Origin of the sequence: Dictyobacter alpinus (genome assembly GCF_003967575.1) — a bacterium.
Classification (GTDB): Bacteria; Chloroflexota; Ktedonobacteria; order Ktedonobacterales; family Ktedonobacteraceae; genus Dictyobacter; species Dictyobacter alpinus.
This window is the reverse complement of sequence record NZ_BIFT01000001.1, coordinates 2,707,616-2,725,843: the sequence shown is the minus strand read 5'-3', so window position 1 is coordinate 2,725,843 and position 18,228 is coordinate 2,707,616. Positions and strand designations below refer to the sequence as shown.

17 protein-coding genes are annotated in these 18,228 nt (G+C 49.1%); 3 read left to right on the top strand and 14 right to left on the bottom strand.

Annotation, left to right across the window (positions count from 1 at the left end; genetic code table 11):
- Positions 1-437 precede the first annotated feature (437 nt).
- The 4 genes from EL633_RS10795 to EL633_RS10780 all read right to left on the bottom strand — a co-directional run bounded on the left by EL633_RS10795 (position 438) and on the right by EL633_RS10780 (position 4,472).
- Positions 438-1,574, bottom strand: coding sequence for a lipid II:glycine glycyltransferase FemX (locus EL633_RS10795; RefSeq protein WP_126627182.1), 1,137 nt, complete (start codon positions 1,572-1,574; stop codon positions 438-440).
- Between the two features lie 56 nt (positions 1,575-1,630).
- A complete protein-coding gene (locus EL633_RS10790; protein ID WP_126627181.1) occupies positions 1,631-2,752 on the bottom strand; it encodes a lipid II:glycine glycyltransferase FemX in 1,122 nt (373 codons plus the stop codon).
- Between the two features lie 6 nt (positions 2,753-2,758).
- Entirely contained in the window at positions 2,759-3,322 is a 564-nt protein-coding gene (locus EL633_RS10785; protein WP_126627180.1) for a GNAT family N-acetyltransferase, read from the bottom strand.
- A 376-nt stretch (positions 3,323-3,698) separates the two neighbouring features.
- Positions 3,699-4,472: a hypothetical protein gene (locus EL633_RS10780; RefSeq protein ID WP_246039118.1), complete on the bottom strand. Its 774-nt coding sequence runs from the start codon at positions 4,470-4,472 to the stop codon at positions 3,699-3,701.
- Positions 4,473-4,669: 197 nt separating this feature from the next.
- Here EL633_RS10780 and EL633_RS10775 point away from each other — a divergent pair, with 197 nt between their 5' ends.
- A complete protein-coding gene (locus EL633_RS10775; RefSeq protein ID WP_126627179.1) occupies positions 4,670-5,284 on the top strand; it encodes a DUF4291 domain-containing protein in 615 nt (204 codons plus the stop codon).
- Positions 5,285-5,320: 36 nt separating this feature from the next.
- Here the strand turns inward: EL633_RS10775 and EL633_RS10770 are convergent, their stop codons facing one another.
- The 6 genes from EL633_RS10770 to EL633_RS10745 form a co-directional block, all read right to left on the bottom strand.
- Positions 5,321-6,832 (bottom strand): hypothetical protein, encoded by a 1,512-nt coding sequence (locus tag EL633_RS10770; protein WP_126627178.1) that lies wholly within the window; start codon positions 6,830-6,832, stop codon positions 5,321-5,323.
- Positions 6,829-8,199, bottom strand: coding sequence for an ABC transporter ATP-binding protein (locus tag EL633_RS37270; protein ID WP_218027459.1), 1,371 nt, complete (start codon positions 8,197-8,199; stop codon positions 6,829-6,831). The genes EL633_RS10770 and EL633_RS37270 overlap by 4 nt, the downstream gene beginning before the upstream one ends.
- 36 nt (positions 8,200-8,235) lie before the next feature.
- Entirely contained in the window at positions 8,236-9,051 is an 816-nt protein-coding gene (locus EL633_RS10760; RefSeq protein ID WP_161982074.1) for a helix-turn-helix domain-containing protein, read from the bottom strand.
- A gap of 219 nt (positions 9,052-9,270) precedes the next feature.
- A complete protein-coding gene (locus EL633_RS10755) occupies positions 9,271-10,023 on the bottom strand; it encodes a cytidylate kinase-like family protein (RefSeq protein WP_126627176.1) in 753 nt (250 codons plus the stop codon).
- Positions 10,024-10,143: 120 nt separating this feature from the next.
- On the bottom strand, positions 10,144-10,893 hold the full coding sequence (locus tag EL633_RS10750) for a polysaccharide deacetylase family protein (protein WP_126627175.1): 750 nt from the start codon (positions 10,891-10,893) through the stop codon (positions 10,144-10,146).
- Positions 10,894-11,237: 344 nt separating this feature from the next.
- Complete coding sequence (locus EL633_RS10745; RefSeq protein ID WP_126627174.1) at positions 11,238-12,023, bottom strand: polysaccharide deacetylase family protein; 786 nt, start codon at positions 12,021-12,023, stop codon at positions 11,238-11,240.
- Positions 12,024-12,738: 715 nt separating this feature from the next.
- Between EL633_RS10745 and EL633_RS10740 the strand changes: the two genes are divergently transcribed.
- Positions 12,739-13,464 carry a DUF4388 domain-containing protein gene (locus EL633_RS10740; RefSeq protein WP_126627173.1) on the top strand — a complete coding sequence of 242 codons (726 nt, stop codon included), beginning with the start codon at positions 12,739-12,741 and terminating at the stop codon, positions 13,462-13,464.
- A 116-nt stretch (positions 13,465-13,580) separates the two neighbouring features.
- On the opposite strand, the gene EL633_RS10735 is transcribed toward EL633_RS10740, so the two are convergent.
- Complete coding sequence (locus tag EL633_RS10735) at positions 13,581-14,315, bottom strand: hypothetical protein (protein WP_126627172.1); 735 nt, start codon at positions 14,313-14,315, stop codon at positions 13,581-13,583.
- Between the two features lie 49 nt (positions 14,316-14,364).
- Positions 14,365-14,700, bottom strand: coding sequence for a hypothetical protein (locus EL633_RS10730; protein WP_126627171.1), 336 nt, complete (start codon positions 14,698-14,700; stop codon positions 14,365-14,367).
- Positions 14,701-15,089: 389 nt separating this feature from the next.
- Between EL633_RS10730 and EL633_RS10725 the strand changes: the two genes are divergently transcribed.
- Entirely contained in the window at positions 15,090-16,523 is a 1,434-nt protein-coding gene (locus EL633_RS10725; protein ID WP_161982073.1) for a vanadium-dependent haloperoxidase, read from the top strand.
- A 56-nt stretch (positions 16,524-16,579) separates the two neighbouring features.
- Here EL633_RS10725 and EL633_RS10720 read toward each other — a convergent pair whose 3' ends face one another.
- Both EL633_RS10720 and EL633_RS10715 read right to left on the bottom strand, forming a co-directional pair.
- Positions 16,580-17,575: a glycosyltransferase family 2 protein gene (locus EL633_RS10720; protein WP_126627169.1), complete on the bottom strand. Its 996-nt coding sequence runs from the start codon at positions 17,573-17,575 to the stop codon at positions 16,580-16,582.
- Positions 17,575-18,129: a GtrA family protein gene (locus EL633_RS10715; RefSeq protein WP_246039210.1), complete on the bottom strand. Its 555-nt coding sequence runs from the start codon at positions 18,127-18,129 to the stop codon at positions 17,575-17,577. The genes EL633_RS10720 and EL633_RS10715 overlap by 1 nt, the downstream gene beginning before the upstream one ends.
- Positions 18,130-18,228: the final 99 nt, after the last annotated feature.

Below are 18,228 nucleotides of genomic sequence, written 5' to 3'. Positions count from 1 at the left end.
AAAATCTCAAATAATAGCATTGCGCATTTTAATATAAAAGCTACCATCGTCTTCAGACCATGTTCCCCAAAGTAGCGGCAGGGCTTGCCCCTGCTACCTGTTAACGTATTAAATGTCCCTTAAACACGTGTTCGTGCTGAGGCTAGCCAATCCGAGTGCGTCCAGCGTCTAACGCGTTCCTGGTCGTACGTGGTACTGGTCGCAGGGACGAGCCCTGCCGTTACTTTGAGGAAGTGTGCTCGAATGTGTAGGGGCAACTGCGGCTAGCTCTTTTACCATTTCTGGCTCCACTTCATTGTTGGCTTGTTAGCGCTTATTCTGGCAATCATCTGTATTTTCATGATCGTAAAAATTTCAAGAAGAAACTATGTGCATAAAAGGCCTATGACGCACAGCCGGGACCATGGCGTCATAGGCCTTTTATGGATGGTTAAGGGCTATTTTTTACTTTGCTCGAGCTTTTTTTCTGGCTGTCCGGGATCGGGCTTTTTCTGTTCTTCTGGTTTGGATGGATGACTGCTCTGCCTGGCTTGCCGTAGTTCGCGGCGGGCATCCATTTTGTGTTTGACGTCTAGCATCATGCGATAGAGTTGATAGGTGACGGGTCGATATACCAGGTCATGGGTGGCAAGGGAGAGCATGGGATAGCCGCCAAAGCCGCGCTTGAACAGGTACACGCCCCACATTTCTTGTCCTTCTTCGAGGATGGTGGGGATGCCACGGAAATTATAGTAGTGGCAGCCATGCTCCTTGGCCCACTGGATGCCGGTCCATTGTAATAAATGGTTGGGCATCTTCTCGCGGTGCTCGTTGGAGGAGGCTCCATACATATAATATGCCCATGGACCTGCCAGGAGCATGATGATACCGGAGATGGGCTGGCCCTCATATTCAGCCAGGAAGAGTGCCGCCCGGTCATTTTCTCCCAGGACCTGTAGGATATCGGCGTACAGGGATTTGTCGTTGATAAAGAACTTGTCGCGCTCACTGGTGGTCTCATACAGGCGATAAAAGGCGTCGATATCGGCCTGCCCATAGCCACGACGGATCTTGACACCTTTGCGACCTGCCAGGCGGATATTATAGCGCCATTTGTCTTTCATGCCGGCCAACAGTGTTTTCTCATCCGGACTGATATCCAGGACCCATTCGTTGCGGATATGCACATGATGGGGATTGATGACGAAGCCACGCCGCTTCAAGGCGGTCAGCCATTTAAAGTCATCAGCCATGACACTCGGCTCGACCTTAAGCATAAAGGCGTTCCGCTTCCGTGCTTCAACCTTCACGTAGTTGAGGAGCACAGTCATGGCGGGAGAAGCAGGATCATCGATGATCGGTCCCCGAGGTGCATAGAAATAGATTTGTCGCAGTCCTGGCGCGCGTGAGACGATCAGGAGGATGGTTGCACACAATTGACCTGCATCATTCAGCACCCCAATACGCAGCGTCTCCTCTGCTCCAAGATAGGATCCAAACTCCGCCCATTCATAGGTTTGCGTCACATTACAACAAACGGACGACATGACAAAATCATTCCATTGTTGGCGATCTTTGATTATCTGAGCTTCCATACGCCCTCTTCCACTACCGATAGTACAATTTTTTTTATATAGAGTCTCTACGCTGCTTAATCGGCATCTAATAATACTTCTGGTATGCCAGATGGTAATTGCTTTTCTAGCTCTGCCCACTGTCGCTCTTTGTGCCTCTGCTCACGGCCTAATTCAACCACTTTACGCCATGGTTTATAGATCAGCGGCTGATAAACGTAGTCCTGTGTTGGCATGGTGAGACGAGAAAAGCCAGAAAAACCTTTTTTATATTCATAGGCCTCCCACTGATCTTCACCTGGCACCAGTACATCAGGAATCGAACGGAAATCAAAGAAGCGCGCGCCCCGCAACCGGGCCCATTGTAAGGCATGATACTGTAAAAGTTGTACAGGCGAGGGCATCTGCTCGATCTCCTCAACTCCTGTAAACATATCCCAACACCAATCACCAAACCTGAGAATCATTTTGGCCGCCAGCGGTCGCCCCTGGTGTTCCGCTAACAGGATGGCAGCATCATCGTTGGCGCTAAAGGCCTGCCATGTCTTCCAGTGATAGTCGCTGCTATGTAGAAAGACACCATCGCGCTCACTGGTGCTTCTCAATAACTCATAATAGGTATCAAAATCACTCGTCCCATAGCAGGTACGAATCACAATGTCATGTTGCAGCGCAAGGTCGATAGAGCGCTGCCAGGCAGGCATAAAAGCAGAGTAAAGCTGATCAGCCGAAGGTTGAATATCAAGTACCCAGGAACGCCGTCCATGGATCGAGTTAGGGTTGCTAAAGAAGCCTGCTTTATGATAGATGGCGAGCCATGCATCAAGATCAGGATCGTCGTCAGCGATATTTGGTTCCACACGTAAAGTTATTGCCCGCTCTTGCTGTGCGATTAGCTCCACCTGCTTGAGCAGTAAAGCCAGTAGCGACACATCCTGACGAGCCAGCACCGGCCCGCGAGCGCAATAGAGCCAGGTCGGGCGTAATTTAGGTAATGGCAATGGAACATTAGAGACGGTAAACTGCATGCCACCTACCAGGCGTCCATTCTCCAGGACACCTAAGCGATAGACCCGTTCTCCAAGCTCACGGCTAAGCTCACCCCATTCATAGGATTGCAGAAAATGTCCATGAGGCTGACTACACAAAAAAGCATTCCATTGCTCTCGATCATGAATTTCCTGGATCGTGATACTCATGTAAGTCTACAACGTTTCTAAGTACTCACTTTTCAACAGGCTATAGACGCGAACATCGTGGTATTTGCCAAAGCGAAGAATAAGCTCGCGCAGAGTTCCCTCATGTTTGAAGCCAGCCTTCTCATCGGCACGCCAGCCACCAATATTCTCTTCCATATCCTGAGTCTGAATACGGTTAAGATTCAACTCTAAAAAGCCATAGCGCAGCATCAAGCGGGTCGCCTCGGTACCAAAACCTTTGCCATGCAGGTTGCGATCACCAATAATGACATAGAATTCGGCCGTCTGGTTCAGCACATTGATATCTTTCAGTCCGACCAGACCAACCAGGCGATTATCCTCTTTAAGAGCTACACCAAATAAAATATGTCGCGTATCTTTATACAGATTATCTAAACGCTCTCGTCCCCGTGTATCACTGGTTGGATACACAGAAAAGTAGCGACGAATCTCTTCATCATTCATCCATGTGGAATACAGATGATTATCTTGTGCCGGCTCCAATGGCCGTAAATATAAGCGTTCCCCTACAATAAAGGGATTCTGGAAATTTGCTGTATCCTGGGTCATATGTCTACGTTTCCCTTCTTCCGAGTTTCTAGTAGTTACCCACATGATTCCATGGGCAGTATAGCATAGCGAAAAAAACGAGGCAATTTTACTACCTGCCAGGTAGGTCATTTGTTGGATTATTGCTACTAGTACTTTGGCAAACGGAGTTTGACAGGTTGTTCGCCTGCTACCCGGGCGGGCGCGGGAGGAGGATACGGGGGTACAATATATCTCACATAGCACTATGCCATCCCCCAACATGATCGTCAACAGTGACATTGCCGTCTCCTCGCTCTATGTGAAGGTTCCTGAGCATGATCTAGAGACAAAAAAACGGGATTCCTCCCTACCTATAGGTGGGAGGAATCCCGCTCTTTAAAAAAGGCTTATTGATCTAATGTGAATAAAGTGGCCTATAGTTGCCGCCATGTCTTGAACAGGATCCGCTGACACCACCTGAATGGGAAAAAGTCATATCGGCACATTCCTCGACAAAACCATTTGTCGAGGTCCAGAAAGAGGCGATACAGGCGAAGTACGAACAAAAATTTGCTGGTGGACTATAAATGACATTGCCAGGATTAAAATCATATCCCCAGGGATTCCCGTTGACGCCCGTAACAACCGGAGGCTGTGTCGGTGCTGGCGGCGGCGCTTGCGTTGGTGCCGGCGGAGGCGGGGGTGCCTGTGTCGGAGCCGGTTTAGGGGTCGGTGTTGGTGTTGGCGCAGGAGTCGGCGTCGGTTTAGGGGTCGGTGTTGCGGTGGGCTTCGGGGTCGGCGTCGCCGTTGGTTTTACTGTTGGAGTAGTTATCAGCGTCACGTTCGCCTGCTTAGGCGTAGGAGTAGCTGTAGCTACTGCTGTTGCAGTATGAGAGGATTGGCTGGCACCTGGTAGTGCCGCCAGACCCATACAGGAACATAACAGGAGCAAGAGCATTACTCCACAACCAACACCCATCTTGGTGGCTTTCTTCTGCTGCTTATACCAGTTCCACGGCCCCTTCGCAGGTGCCGCTGGCGCTAATGGAGTGGCTGGATTAAACTGACCCGGGTGAGGCGGAGGTGGGGGCGGCGGGATATTTGGTTGACCTGACATAGTGCCTTGATTATAGAGGGTATTTTGATTATAAAATTCTGGCTGTGGACTATTAGTAGGGTCATTATGCATATTTCTGCCCACTTTCTTCACACATCATAATTAAAAAATGTAAACACATGCATTGATAATGACGTGCAAGTCTATATTTAGTAACAATAGACAACTAGACTTTTATGAGGGACAGCATATACAATAAGAACTGCTACCAATCCAGCTGTCATAGCTAAATATAGTCGTATTTATACTGTGAAGAAAAACTATAGATAATGAAACTTGAAATAGTATCGTATCTTGAGCAAAAGCAACATTGGCCAGAGCGGGGGCAGCATATTATGGCGCAATTCGATAATGCGTCGATTATTGTGTATCAGGCGTACAAGCCTACAATCGGCCACTTTGCGGCCCGCAACGGCTACTTTGGGGGTAACCGTTTTTCCTTTGAGCGTATGTCATGGATCAAGCCAAATTTTCTATGGATGATGTATCGCAATGGGTGGGGGAAAAAAGAGAACCAGGAAGTGACCCTGGCCATTCGCTTGCAGCGGGCAGCCTTTGATAGCCTGCTCGAACAGGCTGTGCCCTCCAGTTATTGGCCCGACGTCTATCCATCTGAGGCAGCCTGGAAACAGGCACTAGAAGCATCCTCGGTACGCCTGCAATGGGATCCAGATCATGGACCGGCTGGACAAAAGTTGGAGCGACGCGCCATACAACTGGGCCTGCGTGGCCCTGTTCTGGAAAAATTTGCGCGCGAATGGATTATTGACATTGAAGATATCTCCGAATTTGTCCGGCAGCAACACCAGCATGTCCTCATCGGAGATTACACCCACCTGCTCACGCCACGCGAGACCGTTTATCCCTTTTCCTCCCCCATATAAATTCTGTCTACATTGGAGGACGGCTTGATGGATGCCTTAGCCTATACGGAGCAAGCGTTGGAGTTGGGCTTTGCTGAACACATACATGCTCCAGCAGACGATGCTCGCTGTCAGGATCAATATGACCAGGGCGAGTAATGTCGGTAGCCACCAGATGAGGAGGAGAATGGCTAGCAGAAAAACGATGCTGACATTTAATAGGACCATGCGACGTGGGGTGAATGGCCCTTCTTCCAGCATCATGGTGTCGATTCTACCTTCTACGCTACCCTGCAAATCCAGATCCCAGGCACCACTCCAGACGAGCAGGCAGGTGCATTGAAAGATGGAACTGGCGATAATCAGTAAGGTCCAGCCTGTCTGCGATAAAGAGAGGTGTTGCCAGATGGCTAGCAGGCTGCCCATAAGCAGACCTTCGAGCAGAACCGGGATGAGACAGAGTCGCAACTTGCTCCATAAGATATGAGATAAGGAGAAGGGCGCGGTCAGATATAAGGTCAGGCGATTGGCTTCACCGCTGATGACGGCTGGTCCGGTTTCGAGGATATGTCCCACCGCCAGGACGATGGCATAGCCTGCCACCAGGACACTATCATTAATACCGTAGCGATTGCCCACTCCACGCACAAACGGAAACAGGCAGAACAATCCCCATAACAGCACAAGGCGTAACCAGAATAACCAGTTGCGGCTCTGGTTCAGAAACGCACGCACATAGAGGGCCGCAGTCAAATTACGCCAGCGCCTGAGTAATGAAATGGGAAAACGCATACCGGGAAAGGTAAAGGTGCTACGCCCACGATCCTGTCCCTGTAACCAGTAAAATCTGGCGGCATATACCTTGCCAAATCTGGATGCACCTGGTCCCAGGGCCAGCCATAATAGGACCAGCATGATTAACAGTATGGGCTCCGGCCGGATCCAGTTTAGCCACGAGCCACCTTGTAGCCGGGGCCAGCACACATAGCAAATGCTACTGATAACCAGAGCAATCACAATCCCCGCTGCCAGTAGTAGCCGTTTCAAGCGCTGTCCATAATAGAGAATATATAGGGCCAACACCAGGGTACAGAGTATGGTCATGCCTACACCAATTTCGAGCAGGGACCACCAGAGCAAGGCGCGCCAGCCCAATGTAGTGGTGAGGACATAGCCACAAACAAGCGCCTGTAGCAGAGGCCAGATGCCGAGATATTTGAGCACAAAAGAACCATAGAACGTACGAAAGTGGGTCGCTGGCGACACAGGCAGTGTGAAACGCAGGATAATTTCGTCGTTACGCAACGTACCAGGCATACTGGCGGCCGTCATCACAGCGATACCAAGCCAGGTGGATACACAGAGGGTCCAGAGTCCCTGATCCAGCCTGATTGGCCCCCGAGCCTGCCAGTTAACTAGTTGCACCTGCAATTGCTGGATACTCCAGAAACCAAGTAGAAGGCTACCTATCAGCGAGATCACAATGGCTATCTGCATCCGAGCATCGTGGCGCCCCGCGTTATGGACCGAGCGTAATTGAGCACGCCAGATCGTTAGCGGGATATTCATACACCCACCTCTTCTTTCTGCTCACTGGTCAGCTGTAGAAAAACCGTTTCTAAATCTGGCGCTTCAGCGAGCTGGCGTAGTTCGACCGCGCTACCTTCGGCCATCAGGCGTCCTTTGTGGAAGATACCAACACGATCACAGATGGCCTCGGCTGTAGCCAGATCATGGGTTGAGAGCAGAATGGTGGTTCCCTGACGCGCCAGGACCAGTAACAGATCTTTCAAATGGCGGGCGCTACGCGGATCCAGGCCGTTGAACGGCTCATCCAGGATCAAAATCGCTGGCTCATGCAACAGGGCACCCGCCAGCGCCAGTTTGCGCTTCATGCCAAATGAGTATGAGCCACACAGTCGCTGCGCATACTCGGTTAAGTCCAGGACAGCTAATAACTGCTCGATCTTCTGGTCGGCGACATTTTTGGCCAGCCCGCGTACCTGGGCCAGAAAAGCCAGAAACTCGCGTCCGGTCAGGCGATCGTACAGCAGGGCACGATCAGCTACATAGCCCAGTAAGCGTTTAGCCGCCACGGACTCGCTCCAGACATCGTGTCCGGCCAGCCTGATATAGCCATCATGAGGCTCAAGTAATCCTACCAGCATCTTAATCGTAGTCGTTTTACCGGCTCCATTCGAGCCCAGAAAACCATAGATCTCGCCGCGTCCGATCGTCATATTTAACTTATCCACAGCAACAAAATCCGCAAACCTACGCGTCAGATTCTCAATTACAATAACTAGCTGGCCACTTTGACTTTGCGCTTGAACGGAGCGCACCAGGGCATCCTCAGATCTCCTGGTGTGAGGTGGCATAATTTCAGCTACAGCCTCCATAAGATCCTGCAGGTATGGGGTGAGCGTGGTCAGAAAGAGCTCAGGCTGATCGACATTAAACAGGATGCTGCTAACAAGGTGTTCTTTATGGCCGATTTTCAATAGCTGTGCGGTATGCAGGCGTAGCAAGAGTTGTCCCTGATCTGAAAAACAGGCCACAAGCTCTTGCTTTTTACTATCATAACGAGCAGTGAGTGGCTGTAATCCAGCCTGCACATCACGCACAGGCTGGACATCTCTGATGGCGACATAGGGAAGTTGCACATGCAGCGTCCGACCATAGTTCAATTGTAGTCCACCAGGGGTGATGCGATGTCTGGTAGATAGTACAGACACCATGGCAATCGCAATGAAGATACATAAGCCAAGATGGACAAGATTAATGCTTATACGTAACCAGGGATTAGTAATCAAGAGGTTGGCCACTAAAGCGACGCCACCGCTCTCCATCAATAATAAGAAGCCAAAGGAGCAAACGATCGTGAGATAGGTTGTCCGACGCGCAGTATAGGGAAAATTTCGCGGTAATTCATCCATGAAGCTATTTCCTCTCAGCAAGCTGTGCTATTCCATCTAACTAGCATTGATTGGCAAACGTGCATGCAATTCGGTAAAGAAACGTTGTTGGGCTGGCGTTAATGCGGTATTCATCAGATCACCAAATACGGCTGAAAATGGCACATCCAGATTGATGCTGTGCTTTACCAGTGGGACAATCTGCTCAATAAATGCTGCGAAATCCTTGTCCTGCGCACATTCATCGGCCAGTTGGGTGATCTCAATGGCATCTACAGGTAGGCTATCAAGGGCCGTGATGCGGTCTGCGAATTTCATCAAAGGTTCCAGTATTTGTGTTTGTTGACTCCATTGAGCGGCTATTGCTTCTAGATCAGGAGTAAAACCAGCTGGCCACCGAAAGTTTTGAATTGTGCCCCATATTTTTGCTTCTAATTGCAATGCGCCTGGACTTAATTTGTCGGTATATGGACCTAATTGCTCTTTCATCCAGGCTACCGTTGCGCCGGTATCTGGCTGTTCAAGCTGAACAGCAATTTCTCCTGCTAATAATTCCTGTATGCGCTTACGCCTCTGTGTGAGATCTGAGATCTGACCAGCCAGTTCCTGATCCAACGCCAGCAGGATCTCACGCCACGAATGTTTTTCGGTGGGCTCTCCCAGCATCGTTCTGATCAATTTAAGTGGTAAACCAAAGGACTGTAGCTGGCGAATTTGCCGCAGGCGTAAAAGGTCCTGGGCGCTATAGAGCCGATAGCCCGCAGGCGTGCGCTCAGGCTCCTGTAGCAGACCGATTTTATGATAATGGCGTAACGTTTTTGTCGTTACACCCAGCAATTGCGCAACTTCCCCTATTTTCAGTAACGTTCTCATTAGATACCTCCATACATGTACAGCCATACTATACAACCTTGCCCTAAGGTCAAGGTCAAGGCTTATCTAAGGCGGAGATGTTACCTGGACAGTTGCGCTATATTTGGGGAGAGATGGTGGTTAGTTTGATATGTATTCTGCGTGAGGAGAATACCCGCAGCGTGGATTGAAAATATCAGGCACGCTTGCGGGTATTACTTATAGATATTGTTGCGCAGTTTATTTTGTAGGCTCAACTGGCGGTACAGAAAAATCGGCGACACGACCAGGATATCTGGCTGAACCGCTGCCGGGTCCCAGTTCTTGGTCAGGAACTAAGAGGCGCGTGGCTTTACGTTCCAGGGCTTGATAGATAATATCTGTGGCGCTATTAAGGTCAATTACGCCCGTGTTCAGTACAAGATCATAGAGATGTGGCTCACTACTACTCTGATGATAGTGCGTCTGTAAGTAGCGATCACGATGGCGATCTTTATCCATGATACGGGTACGGGCCGCCTCGTGGTCCAGACCTTCGCGTTGCACCACATAGGTAATCCGTTTCTCCAGGGGAGCAATAATACGCACATGCAGGACATCGCGTCGCGACGCTAAAATCTTCTGGCTACCACGTCCGACGATAACTGCGTGCCCCTCATCCGCGACCGCTTCAACCACACGTACCAGCGCCTGATGGTACCCTTCTTCGGTTGCACTTCCGTTTATATCTGTATCTACCAGCAAGCTCGGATCCACTGAACGCATGCTGGATAAGATACGGGCTAGCGTACCCTGCGCATACTCATCGTGTAACTCAACTTCCCGTTCACTCACACCGAGCATATGCGCAATACGAACGACAAATTCATGGTCAATCAATTGCCATTGCAATTTTTGCGCTAACTGGCGGCCGATTTCGCCACCACCGCTGCCATATTCGCGCGAGATAGTGATAGCGCGCATCTGTGCGCTTTGTGCTTGTTGAGGTGCCATTTCGCACAATCCTCCTAATCATCAAACAGCTATCATGAACTCTTCCATTTCGGTAACATCCAAGAGTTCCTATTATCTATCACGTATTTGACGCGGATGAGGTATATGGCAATGAACAATTTATGCGCTTGCATGCATATCTTGTAATAGCTGGGGCACGGTCACCAACTGGTAGCCCCGTTGCTGTAACGTGGTAATAATTTCTGGCAACGCCTGGATGGTCTGAGCACGGTCACCACCGCCATCGTGCATCAGAATAATGGCTCCATTATGTGCATTGTGGACAGCGTTATTAACGATCGCATCCTTACCCGGCAACTTCCAGTCCTCAGTATCTACATTCCAGATAATGATGGTCTCATGTTCTGTAGCAGCTTCAGTTCTCAAACTAGCATTAATTGAGCCATATGGTGGGCGCAGTAGGGTTGGCTTTGCACCGGTCACTTGCTGCATCGCATTGGCCCCCTGCTCGATCTCTTTCGCCTGCAACTCAGGACTCAATTTCGTCAAGTCTGTATGATCCCAGGTATGATTACCCAGTGCATTACCGGAAGCGGTAATTTGATGGATCAAAGCAGGATTCTGCTGGGCATTCTGACCAAGGGTAAAAAAGGTGGCATGGGCGCGATGCTGCGCCAGAATCGATAGAATCTGCGGTGTATTTCTTGGATCAGGACCATCATCAAAGGTTAAGGCTATCTTCGGCAGGTCATTTCTACCAAAGCCTATTACCTGAGCCTGTATATTGGAAGGATTGGCTTCACGCGTGGCCGCCCTGGCGGGTAGTGATGGTATAGTGCTAACGACTAAAACAAACAAACTCACAACAAACACAATCAGAGTACGAACGTGCACATATTTAGCATACATAGAAAATAAACCTCAGAATATTAGCTAACGGAATGTGAAAATTTTTTCGTCTCCAAGTCTTATTTGAGGTAGACGGGCCGGGGTCACAACACAACAAATAGGCGAGGCTGCGGGCGCGAGGCTTCAGGCAAAGAAATTACACATAGAGCTATCTATAGAACACACATCCATGCTACTGCACAAAAACTACGCTCATCCTGATACTCTTTCAATTGTAGAAGAGATAAAGCATTATTTATCTATACTCTTCTATATATCATTATAACACAACATGCGAGGACGGCTGACTTGAGCCAGCCATCCTCGCATGGTATTGGGTTGGAGTAGTAATCATTACATTAGTACTACGCATTCATAAGTTGTGGGATGGTAACCAGGTTGAAGCCTTTCTGCTGCAAACCTTCAATAATTTGTGGCAGGGCCGCGATAGTCTGGGTACGATCACCGCCACCATCATGCATCAAAACAACATCGCCATTCCCCGCATGGTCCAATACCGCATTGACGATCGACCTGGTACCCGGCATACTCCAGTCCTGGGTATCAATATCCCACAACACTGGCTGTAAATGCTGCTGAGCGGCCTGCTGCTTCACCGCTGCATCGATTGCGCCATAGGGTGGTCGAAAAAGTGTTGGCGTTGTACCGGTGGCACTTTTGAGCTCGCTATTGGTATCCATCAATTGTTTCTGTACTTCAGTAACCGAAGCTTTAGTCAGATCCGGGTGATTCCAGGTATGATTACCAACAATATTACCATCCGCCTGCTCTTGCGCCACCAATGCTGGATAGCTCTGCACATTTTCACCGATACAAAAGAAGGTTGCATGCACATGATAGCGTTTTAGAATATCCAACACCTGCTGAGTCGCGGCTGGATTAGGACCATCATCAAAAGTCAGGGCAATTTCTGGCTTATCGCTATTCCCCTGCGAAAACACCTGTCCGACTACTTCAGGAGCGGGTGTAGCCAGTTTATCATTAATAATTTTGACCGTTGGTGTCACCTGTACTGTTGGGGTGGCAAGCAACGCAACTGGATGAGCTTCACTTGCATAAACCACAATCACAGAACCCCAACCAGCCAGACAAGCAATAAGGACAGCTAATAATAAGATAATTTTTTTCATTGCGGCCCCCTAAATCCATTCAGGTCCTGGAATAAATTTTCATATGCATTCAAAATTGTTTATGGTAGATAGAGTGTTTATTAAAATTTCTATACTAAGCATAAACTCAAAATGGCTGAAGTTAAATGTGCCAACTCACAGTCCAAACATGAACTATTCCACGAATTTTATGTGCATTTTTTCCCCTCTCTCCCTCCCTCCAGATACAAAGCGGGGTGCAGCGGCCACAGCCCATGCCAGAGCAACCTTCCCTCCCTCCAGATACAAAGCGGGGTGCAGCGGCCACAGCCCATGCCGGAGCAACCTTCCCTCCCTCCAAATACAAAGCGGGGTGCAGGGGCGGCAGCCCATGCCGGAGCGCGAGGTGTCCTCGCAACCCCTCCTCCCCCTCTCCGTCCTTCCGGAGGAAGGATGGAGAGCCTTTTTCCCCTCCATGAAACCTTGATAAAAGAAATTTCAAATCATGAGAAGTTATACAGCGCAGTTATGCCACAATAAAACAAACTACCAGTAAATAAACACTGAAAAACATCCTATTTCTTCTTGACAAAAACAAGAACTTATCTTATCCTTTACTGTGCGATAAGTACATTCAAATTCGAATCTATTTCTTCGCGTTTGTACAAAGATGTATAACCATACACCTTCCCAATCAAGACCCGTGCTACCCACACTGATGTCTCAAAGAAGGACTTTGTGAAAGGGGACTCTGCGCATGTCAGACCAATTTGGAACTGTCACTGACCGCCTGGCCGATGTGATGCGGGTCATCACCTTCTCACGCCAGACGGGAACGCTGAGTGCGGAACGCAGCGGCCAACAAGGACAGGAAACTATCTATATTCGCTATTTAAGAGGAAAGGTTATTGATACACAGGTGCATCCTTACTATCAAGGATCTGACCCGGTCGGATGGTTACAAAGTTGGGGCTCTTGCCGCTATAAATTTGAGCATACAACCAATGAGAAGGTAAAGACTGAGACCCCACAGGCACCAGCAAACCCTCCTCAAACACAGCCAACGCCACCTACGCGCACAATTACGCCTATACCCAGGACCGCAATCACGCCTACACCCAGAATTGCCGGGAATACCGATCCTTTACACCCCATTACGTGGCCTGGTTATCCTCCTCAATCCGATTATTTACGTTTAACTCAGGTCTCACCGCAACAAACGGATCCCTATCAGACGCCACTGCCACAGATGCCGATGCAGAAGGTACCAATGCAGAGGGTGCCGAAAAGGCGTTTCATTAATGATGAGAATAGTATGCGCCTCCTGAGGCAACAGGGATTATCACGCAGTCATCGTCAGATTTTTCTCTTAATCGATAATCAGCGCTCGGCTCAAGAGATTGCCCGCCTGACATCCAAACGTCTGGACGAGATCTATACGATCCTTCTCGATCTGGAAAATATCGGCTTAATCTCCCTCTAGCAGGCTGCGAAAGTTCATCAGACAGGTAGGGACGTAGACAAAAAAAGTCGGAGAGGTTTATATAATCTCTCCGACTAATGATAAGTTATTGAAAAGCAAGCGTGAATGCCGCTTTTTTAGCCACGCAAGCTATCGATTGGTGCATCACTGTCAGCAAAGTCGTTGCTATATACAGTGGGGCGTGGTCGACGTAACAGAGCTATACCACCTGTCAGCAGACCAAGAAGACCAGCCACGGTACCAGCGATGCCCATAGTACGGGCAGAGTTAGCGGTATCTTCCACGTCCTTTACCTGACTTTGTAGAGAAGCTATGTTGATGGCGTTAGTCGCACTCTCCTTCGACTGAGCAGCACTAGAGGCTTGCTGAGGAGGATATTGATTAATCGACTGGACGTCACCGAAGGTATTTGGGGAACTACTGAATTTCTCATCAATCTTCTGGTTGTCTATGTTACCAAAAATGTGAAAGGTATAGGCACCGGTCGTCGATGGCAAGAAATATGAGGTATACTTGCCCGGATTGGACTCGTGGGACTCAATTGGCAGCGTGAGAGGGGACGTATTGCCGGTTGTGACCTCTGCCTTTAAGTTTTTTTCGGCACCCTCTACTGGATTAGACAGGACACTCGATCCATCTTTCACGGTATATTTGCACTCAGTGCCATCGCAGATGGTCAGGCTCAAGCCATTCTTGGCATCTTTATAGGCTGGTACTTCCATAAATCCTACCAAAAAGGTGTATTTTCCCACAGTACGCTTTTCATAACCCTGTGCGGCAAGGGCTGTAAATGAGACACATAGCAGCGCGCATAGTAGCACGATGCTTCCACAAACAAGTTTCTTCTTCATATGTCCTTTTCCATTATCGCTTCACACTATGGGGTGCATGGAAGTCTGCTTATCTGCTATCACGCACCACAAAATAGTAAAATTTGCCGATATCACAAAAAATGGATATCTTGACCAGTATTCTTTTCCAGGAATAATAGCCACGTGGATAGGATAATGGATCTTTTGGCGTACGACTATTGGTAATAGTCCTTACTTCTTCGTTGCTTTTCTCAAAGATATTATGACCAAAAGGGTAATTGGCACCATGTGCAATTTTTGAGGCTGACACCTCGCGCCTTCGGCGCTCGCTTGTTTGTGAGGGAGAGAGAATGGCGAGGCGGTTGCGACCGCCTCGCCATTCTCTCTCCCTCACATGAGTTGGTGGTGATTGTCCCTTCGCCATTCTCTCTCCCTCACATGAGTTGGTGGTGATTGTCCCTTCGCCATTCTCTCTCCCTCACATGAGTTGGTGGTGATTGTCCCTTCGCCATTCTCTCTCCCTCACATGAGTTGGTGTTGATTGTCCCTCCACCATTTTCTCTCCCTCACATGAGTTGGTGTTGATTGTCCCTTCGCCATTTTCTCTCCCTCACATGAGTTGGTGGTGATTGTCCCTCCGCCATTTTCTCTCCCTCACATGAGTTGGTGTTGATTGTCCCTCCGCCATTTTCCCCTCAATGCTTTTCGGTTCACGATATGCTGACGCTGAGCGCGTTGTTTCAACTGCTGGTATAGTGTAGATAGGATAAAGCTATAGTATATGTGGCGTGGATCTGGATGGGTGAGGTGGAGATGGAACGTAAGGGTATGTTGGCTGCCAGTCGGACTGTGCTGGGTGGCGTTACCTTTTTGCCAGCGTTTCGTACGTTCCAGACGGCCAGGGTGGCACTGATCTGGATTGATGCACTGCTCCAAATAATCCGTACGACCAATCCAGCCGTAACGATTGTGGCACGCGCACTGGCAGTGGTGGCTACTTGTATGTATGATGCCTGGTCGGCCTATGATCCGGTGGCGAGTAGTACCTGTTGTGGGAAACGCCTCACTCGTCCTGTCAGCGAACATACGCAGGCACATAAAGAGGAGGCAATCAGCTATGCCGCCTATCGCGCCCTCAAGGATCTTTTTCCAGATCAGGAGTTGCAGTTCCGCATTGTGATGGGACAACTGGGATATTCTACTTTGAACCAGAGCGAGAAGACGAATACCCCGGCTGGAATTGGTAATATGATGGCTCGCCTGGTACTGGATTTTCGGCACAATGATGGCTCTAATCAGTTAGGTACAATGCACGCCGGTGCTTATGCGGACTATACCAATTACCAGCCTATCAATACCACGGATACTCTTTATGATCCCAACAAATGGCAACCTTTAGGGATTCCACATGATGATCATAGCTTTGTGGTACAGCGTTTCGTGACACCGCATTGGGGACATGTGAAGCCATTCGCGCTCTTCAATGGTTCCCAGTTTCGGCCCGCCGTTCCACCTGCCACAGTATATAGCTCACGCTATGGTATGCAGGCCAATCAATTGTTGGATATCAGCGCCAATCTCACGGATCAGCAGAAGGTGATCGCTGAATACTGGCAGGATGGTCCTGATTCCGAACAGGCGCCCGGACATTGGTTTTTGATCGCGCAATATGTGGTGCGCCGCGATATGTACAATCTGGATGCCGCGATCAAGCTATTCTTTGTGCTGGGCAACGCGTTGCTGGACGCCAGCATTGTCTGCTGGGACTGCAAACGAGCATATAATTCTGTGCGCCCGATCACGGCGATCCATTCTTTATATGCGGAGCGCCAGGTGCTGGCCTGGGCGGGCCCTGATCAAGGCACTAAACTGCTGCGCGGAGCGGACTGGCGGCCCTATCAAACGAAAAAGCTTGTCACACCAGCCTCCCCAGAATATTGTTCGGGACATAGCACCTTCAGTGCTGCCAGCGCAACCATTCTGGCACTCTTCACCGGCAGTGATTACTTTGGAGGATCCTATACCCGATCTGCGGGCAGTTCATTGATCGAGCCTGGCACCACGCCAAAGAAAGATGTGACGCTGGCCTGGAAAACTTTTAGTGCCGCCGCCATCGAAGCCGGTATCTCACGACTCTATGCAGGGGTCCATTTTGAGCAAGGAAACTTCACTGGCCGGGCACTCGGACATATGGTTGCACAGATTGTATGGGCGCAGGCTCAAAAGTATCTGTGTGGCACCATCTAAACAATTCCCATGACGGCAAAGAGATATATCCCTTACCGTCATGACGACCATAGCACTTAAACAGATGTCTTCTCTTGATCCTTTTCTGAGAAGCCAAGCGCATGATGCACAATATAGAGGGGCCGTGCGCGTACCTCATCGTAGATACGGCCCAGATATTCACCAATGATGCCGAGGAAAATAAGTTGGATACCACCCAGGAACAACACCAGGATCAGGGTTGAGGCCTGTCCTTGAATCGCGTGGGTTGTCAGACGTAGGATCGCCGCCACAATAATACCTAACAGGCTGATACCGGCCAGGATAAAACCGCAAGTCGTGGCTAACTGCAAGGGAAGATGGCTAAAACTGGTAATCGCGTCCATCGAAAAGCTCACCATTTTCATTAAAGGATATTTAGATGAGCCCGCATAACGTTCATGACGATTATATAAGACAGCCTCCTGACGAAAACCAACCCAGGCTGAGAGCCCACGCATAAAGCGGTGGTGCTCGCGCATCTGAATCAAAGAATCCACTACATTACGATCCATCAAACGGAAATCTCCAACGTTACGTGGAATCTGGATCGCCGTGATACGATCAATCAAACGGTAGAACAGGGAAGCGGTCAGCAGTTTGAATTTAGTTTCGCCAACTCGGGTCGCTCGCTGCGCATAGACGACTTCCGCGCCCTCTTTCCAGCGCGCAATCAGTGAAGGAATGACCTCTGGTGGATCCTGTAGATCAGAATCAATCACCACCACCGCCTTACCTTTTGCATAATCAAGGCCAGCCGAGATTGCGATTTGATGCCCAAAGTTACGCGAGAAATCAATAATGCGTACACGTGGATCAGCCTCATGCAAATCCTGCATAACGCGATAAGACGTATCCTTACTACCATCATTAATTAAGATGAGTTCAAATGGTTCATTCAACTCATCCATGACCTGGATCATACGTGCGTAAAATTGTGGAAGAGTTTCTTCCTCATTAAAGACTGGAGCCACAATAGAATATGTAGGCTGTGCGAGAGCCTGGGATATCCTATCTTGCTGTGGAGCAATCATTACACGTTCTCCTCTTTAAGCTGTTTCTCATTAGCCACCATCAGTTCCTGCTTATCGCCAGCCACATCAAGCGACTGTCTTGATACAACATCCTGGTTTTGCTTTTTACGAAAAACCAGTGTATTCATTGTAAAGAAGTTTACCAGAGAAGCAACACAAATGCCTAGTGCTGAGGCGAACAAAGTTGGAATAAATGCGCGAGTTGCGATAAAAACAAGCTGATTGAGTAAGGCAGTAAACAGGATTGAGCTATGGAAGCTGAGCCAGCGCGAGAGTAGCAAATGCTTTGCCGCCGTATCCGTTGCCGGTTGGCGATCTCGCCAGGTAAAAAAGAAGCTCATCACAAAGTTAAACTGGGCCGCAATCAGAAAAGCCACCACATTAGCCCAGGCCGACTCCCAGCCATACTTCACCAAAAGATTTAATATCGTCAACTGGATTACAGCGGCCAGCCCCCCGGTACAAATGAAGCGCACAGGCCGGGCCGCACGAGAAAAAAGGAGATCATTGAGACGCTGTAATTGCTGCTGTATATTACGACCAGTATGTAACATCCAGACCACCAACCATTTCTTTTATAGAATTCCACATAAACCGGGGCGAATAACTTTTTTTATTGGATGTACTCGGATCAACATGCTTATGTTGATCCG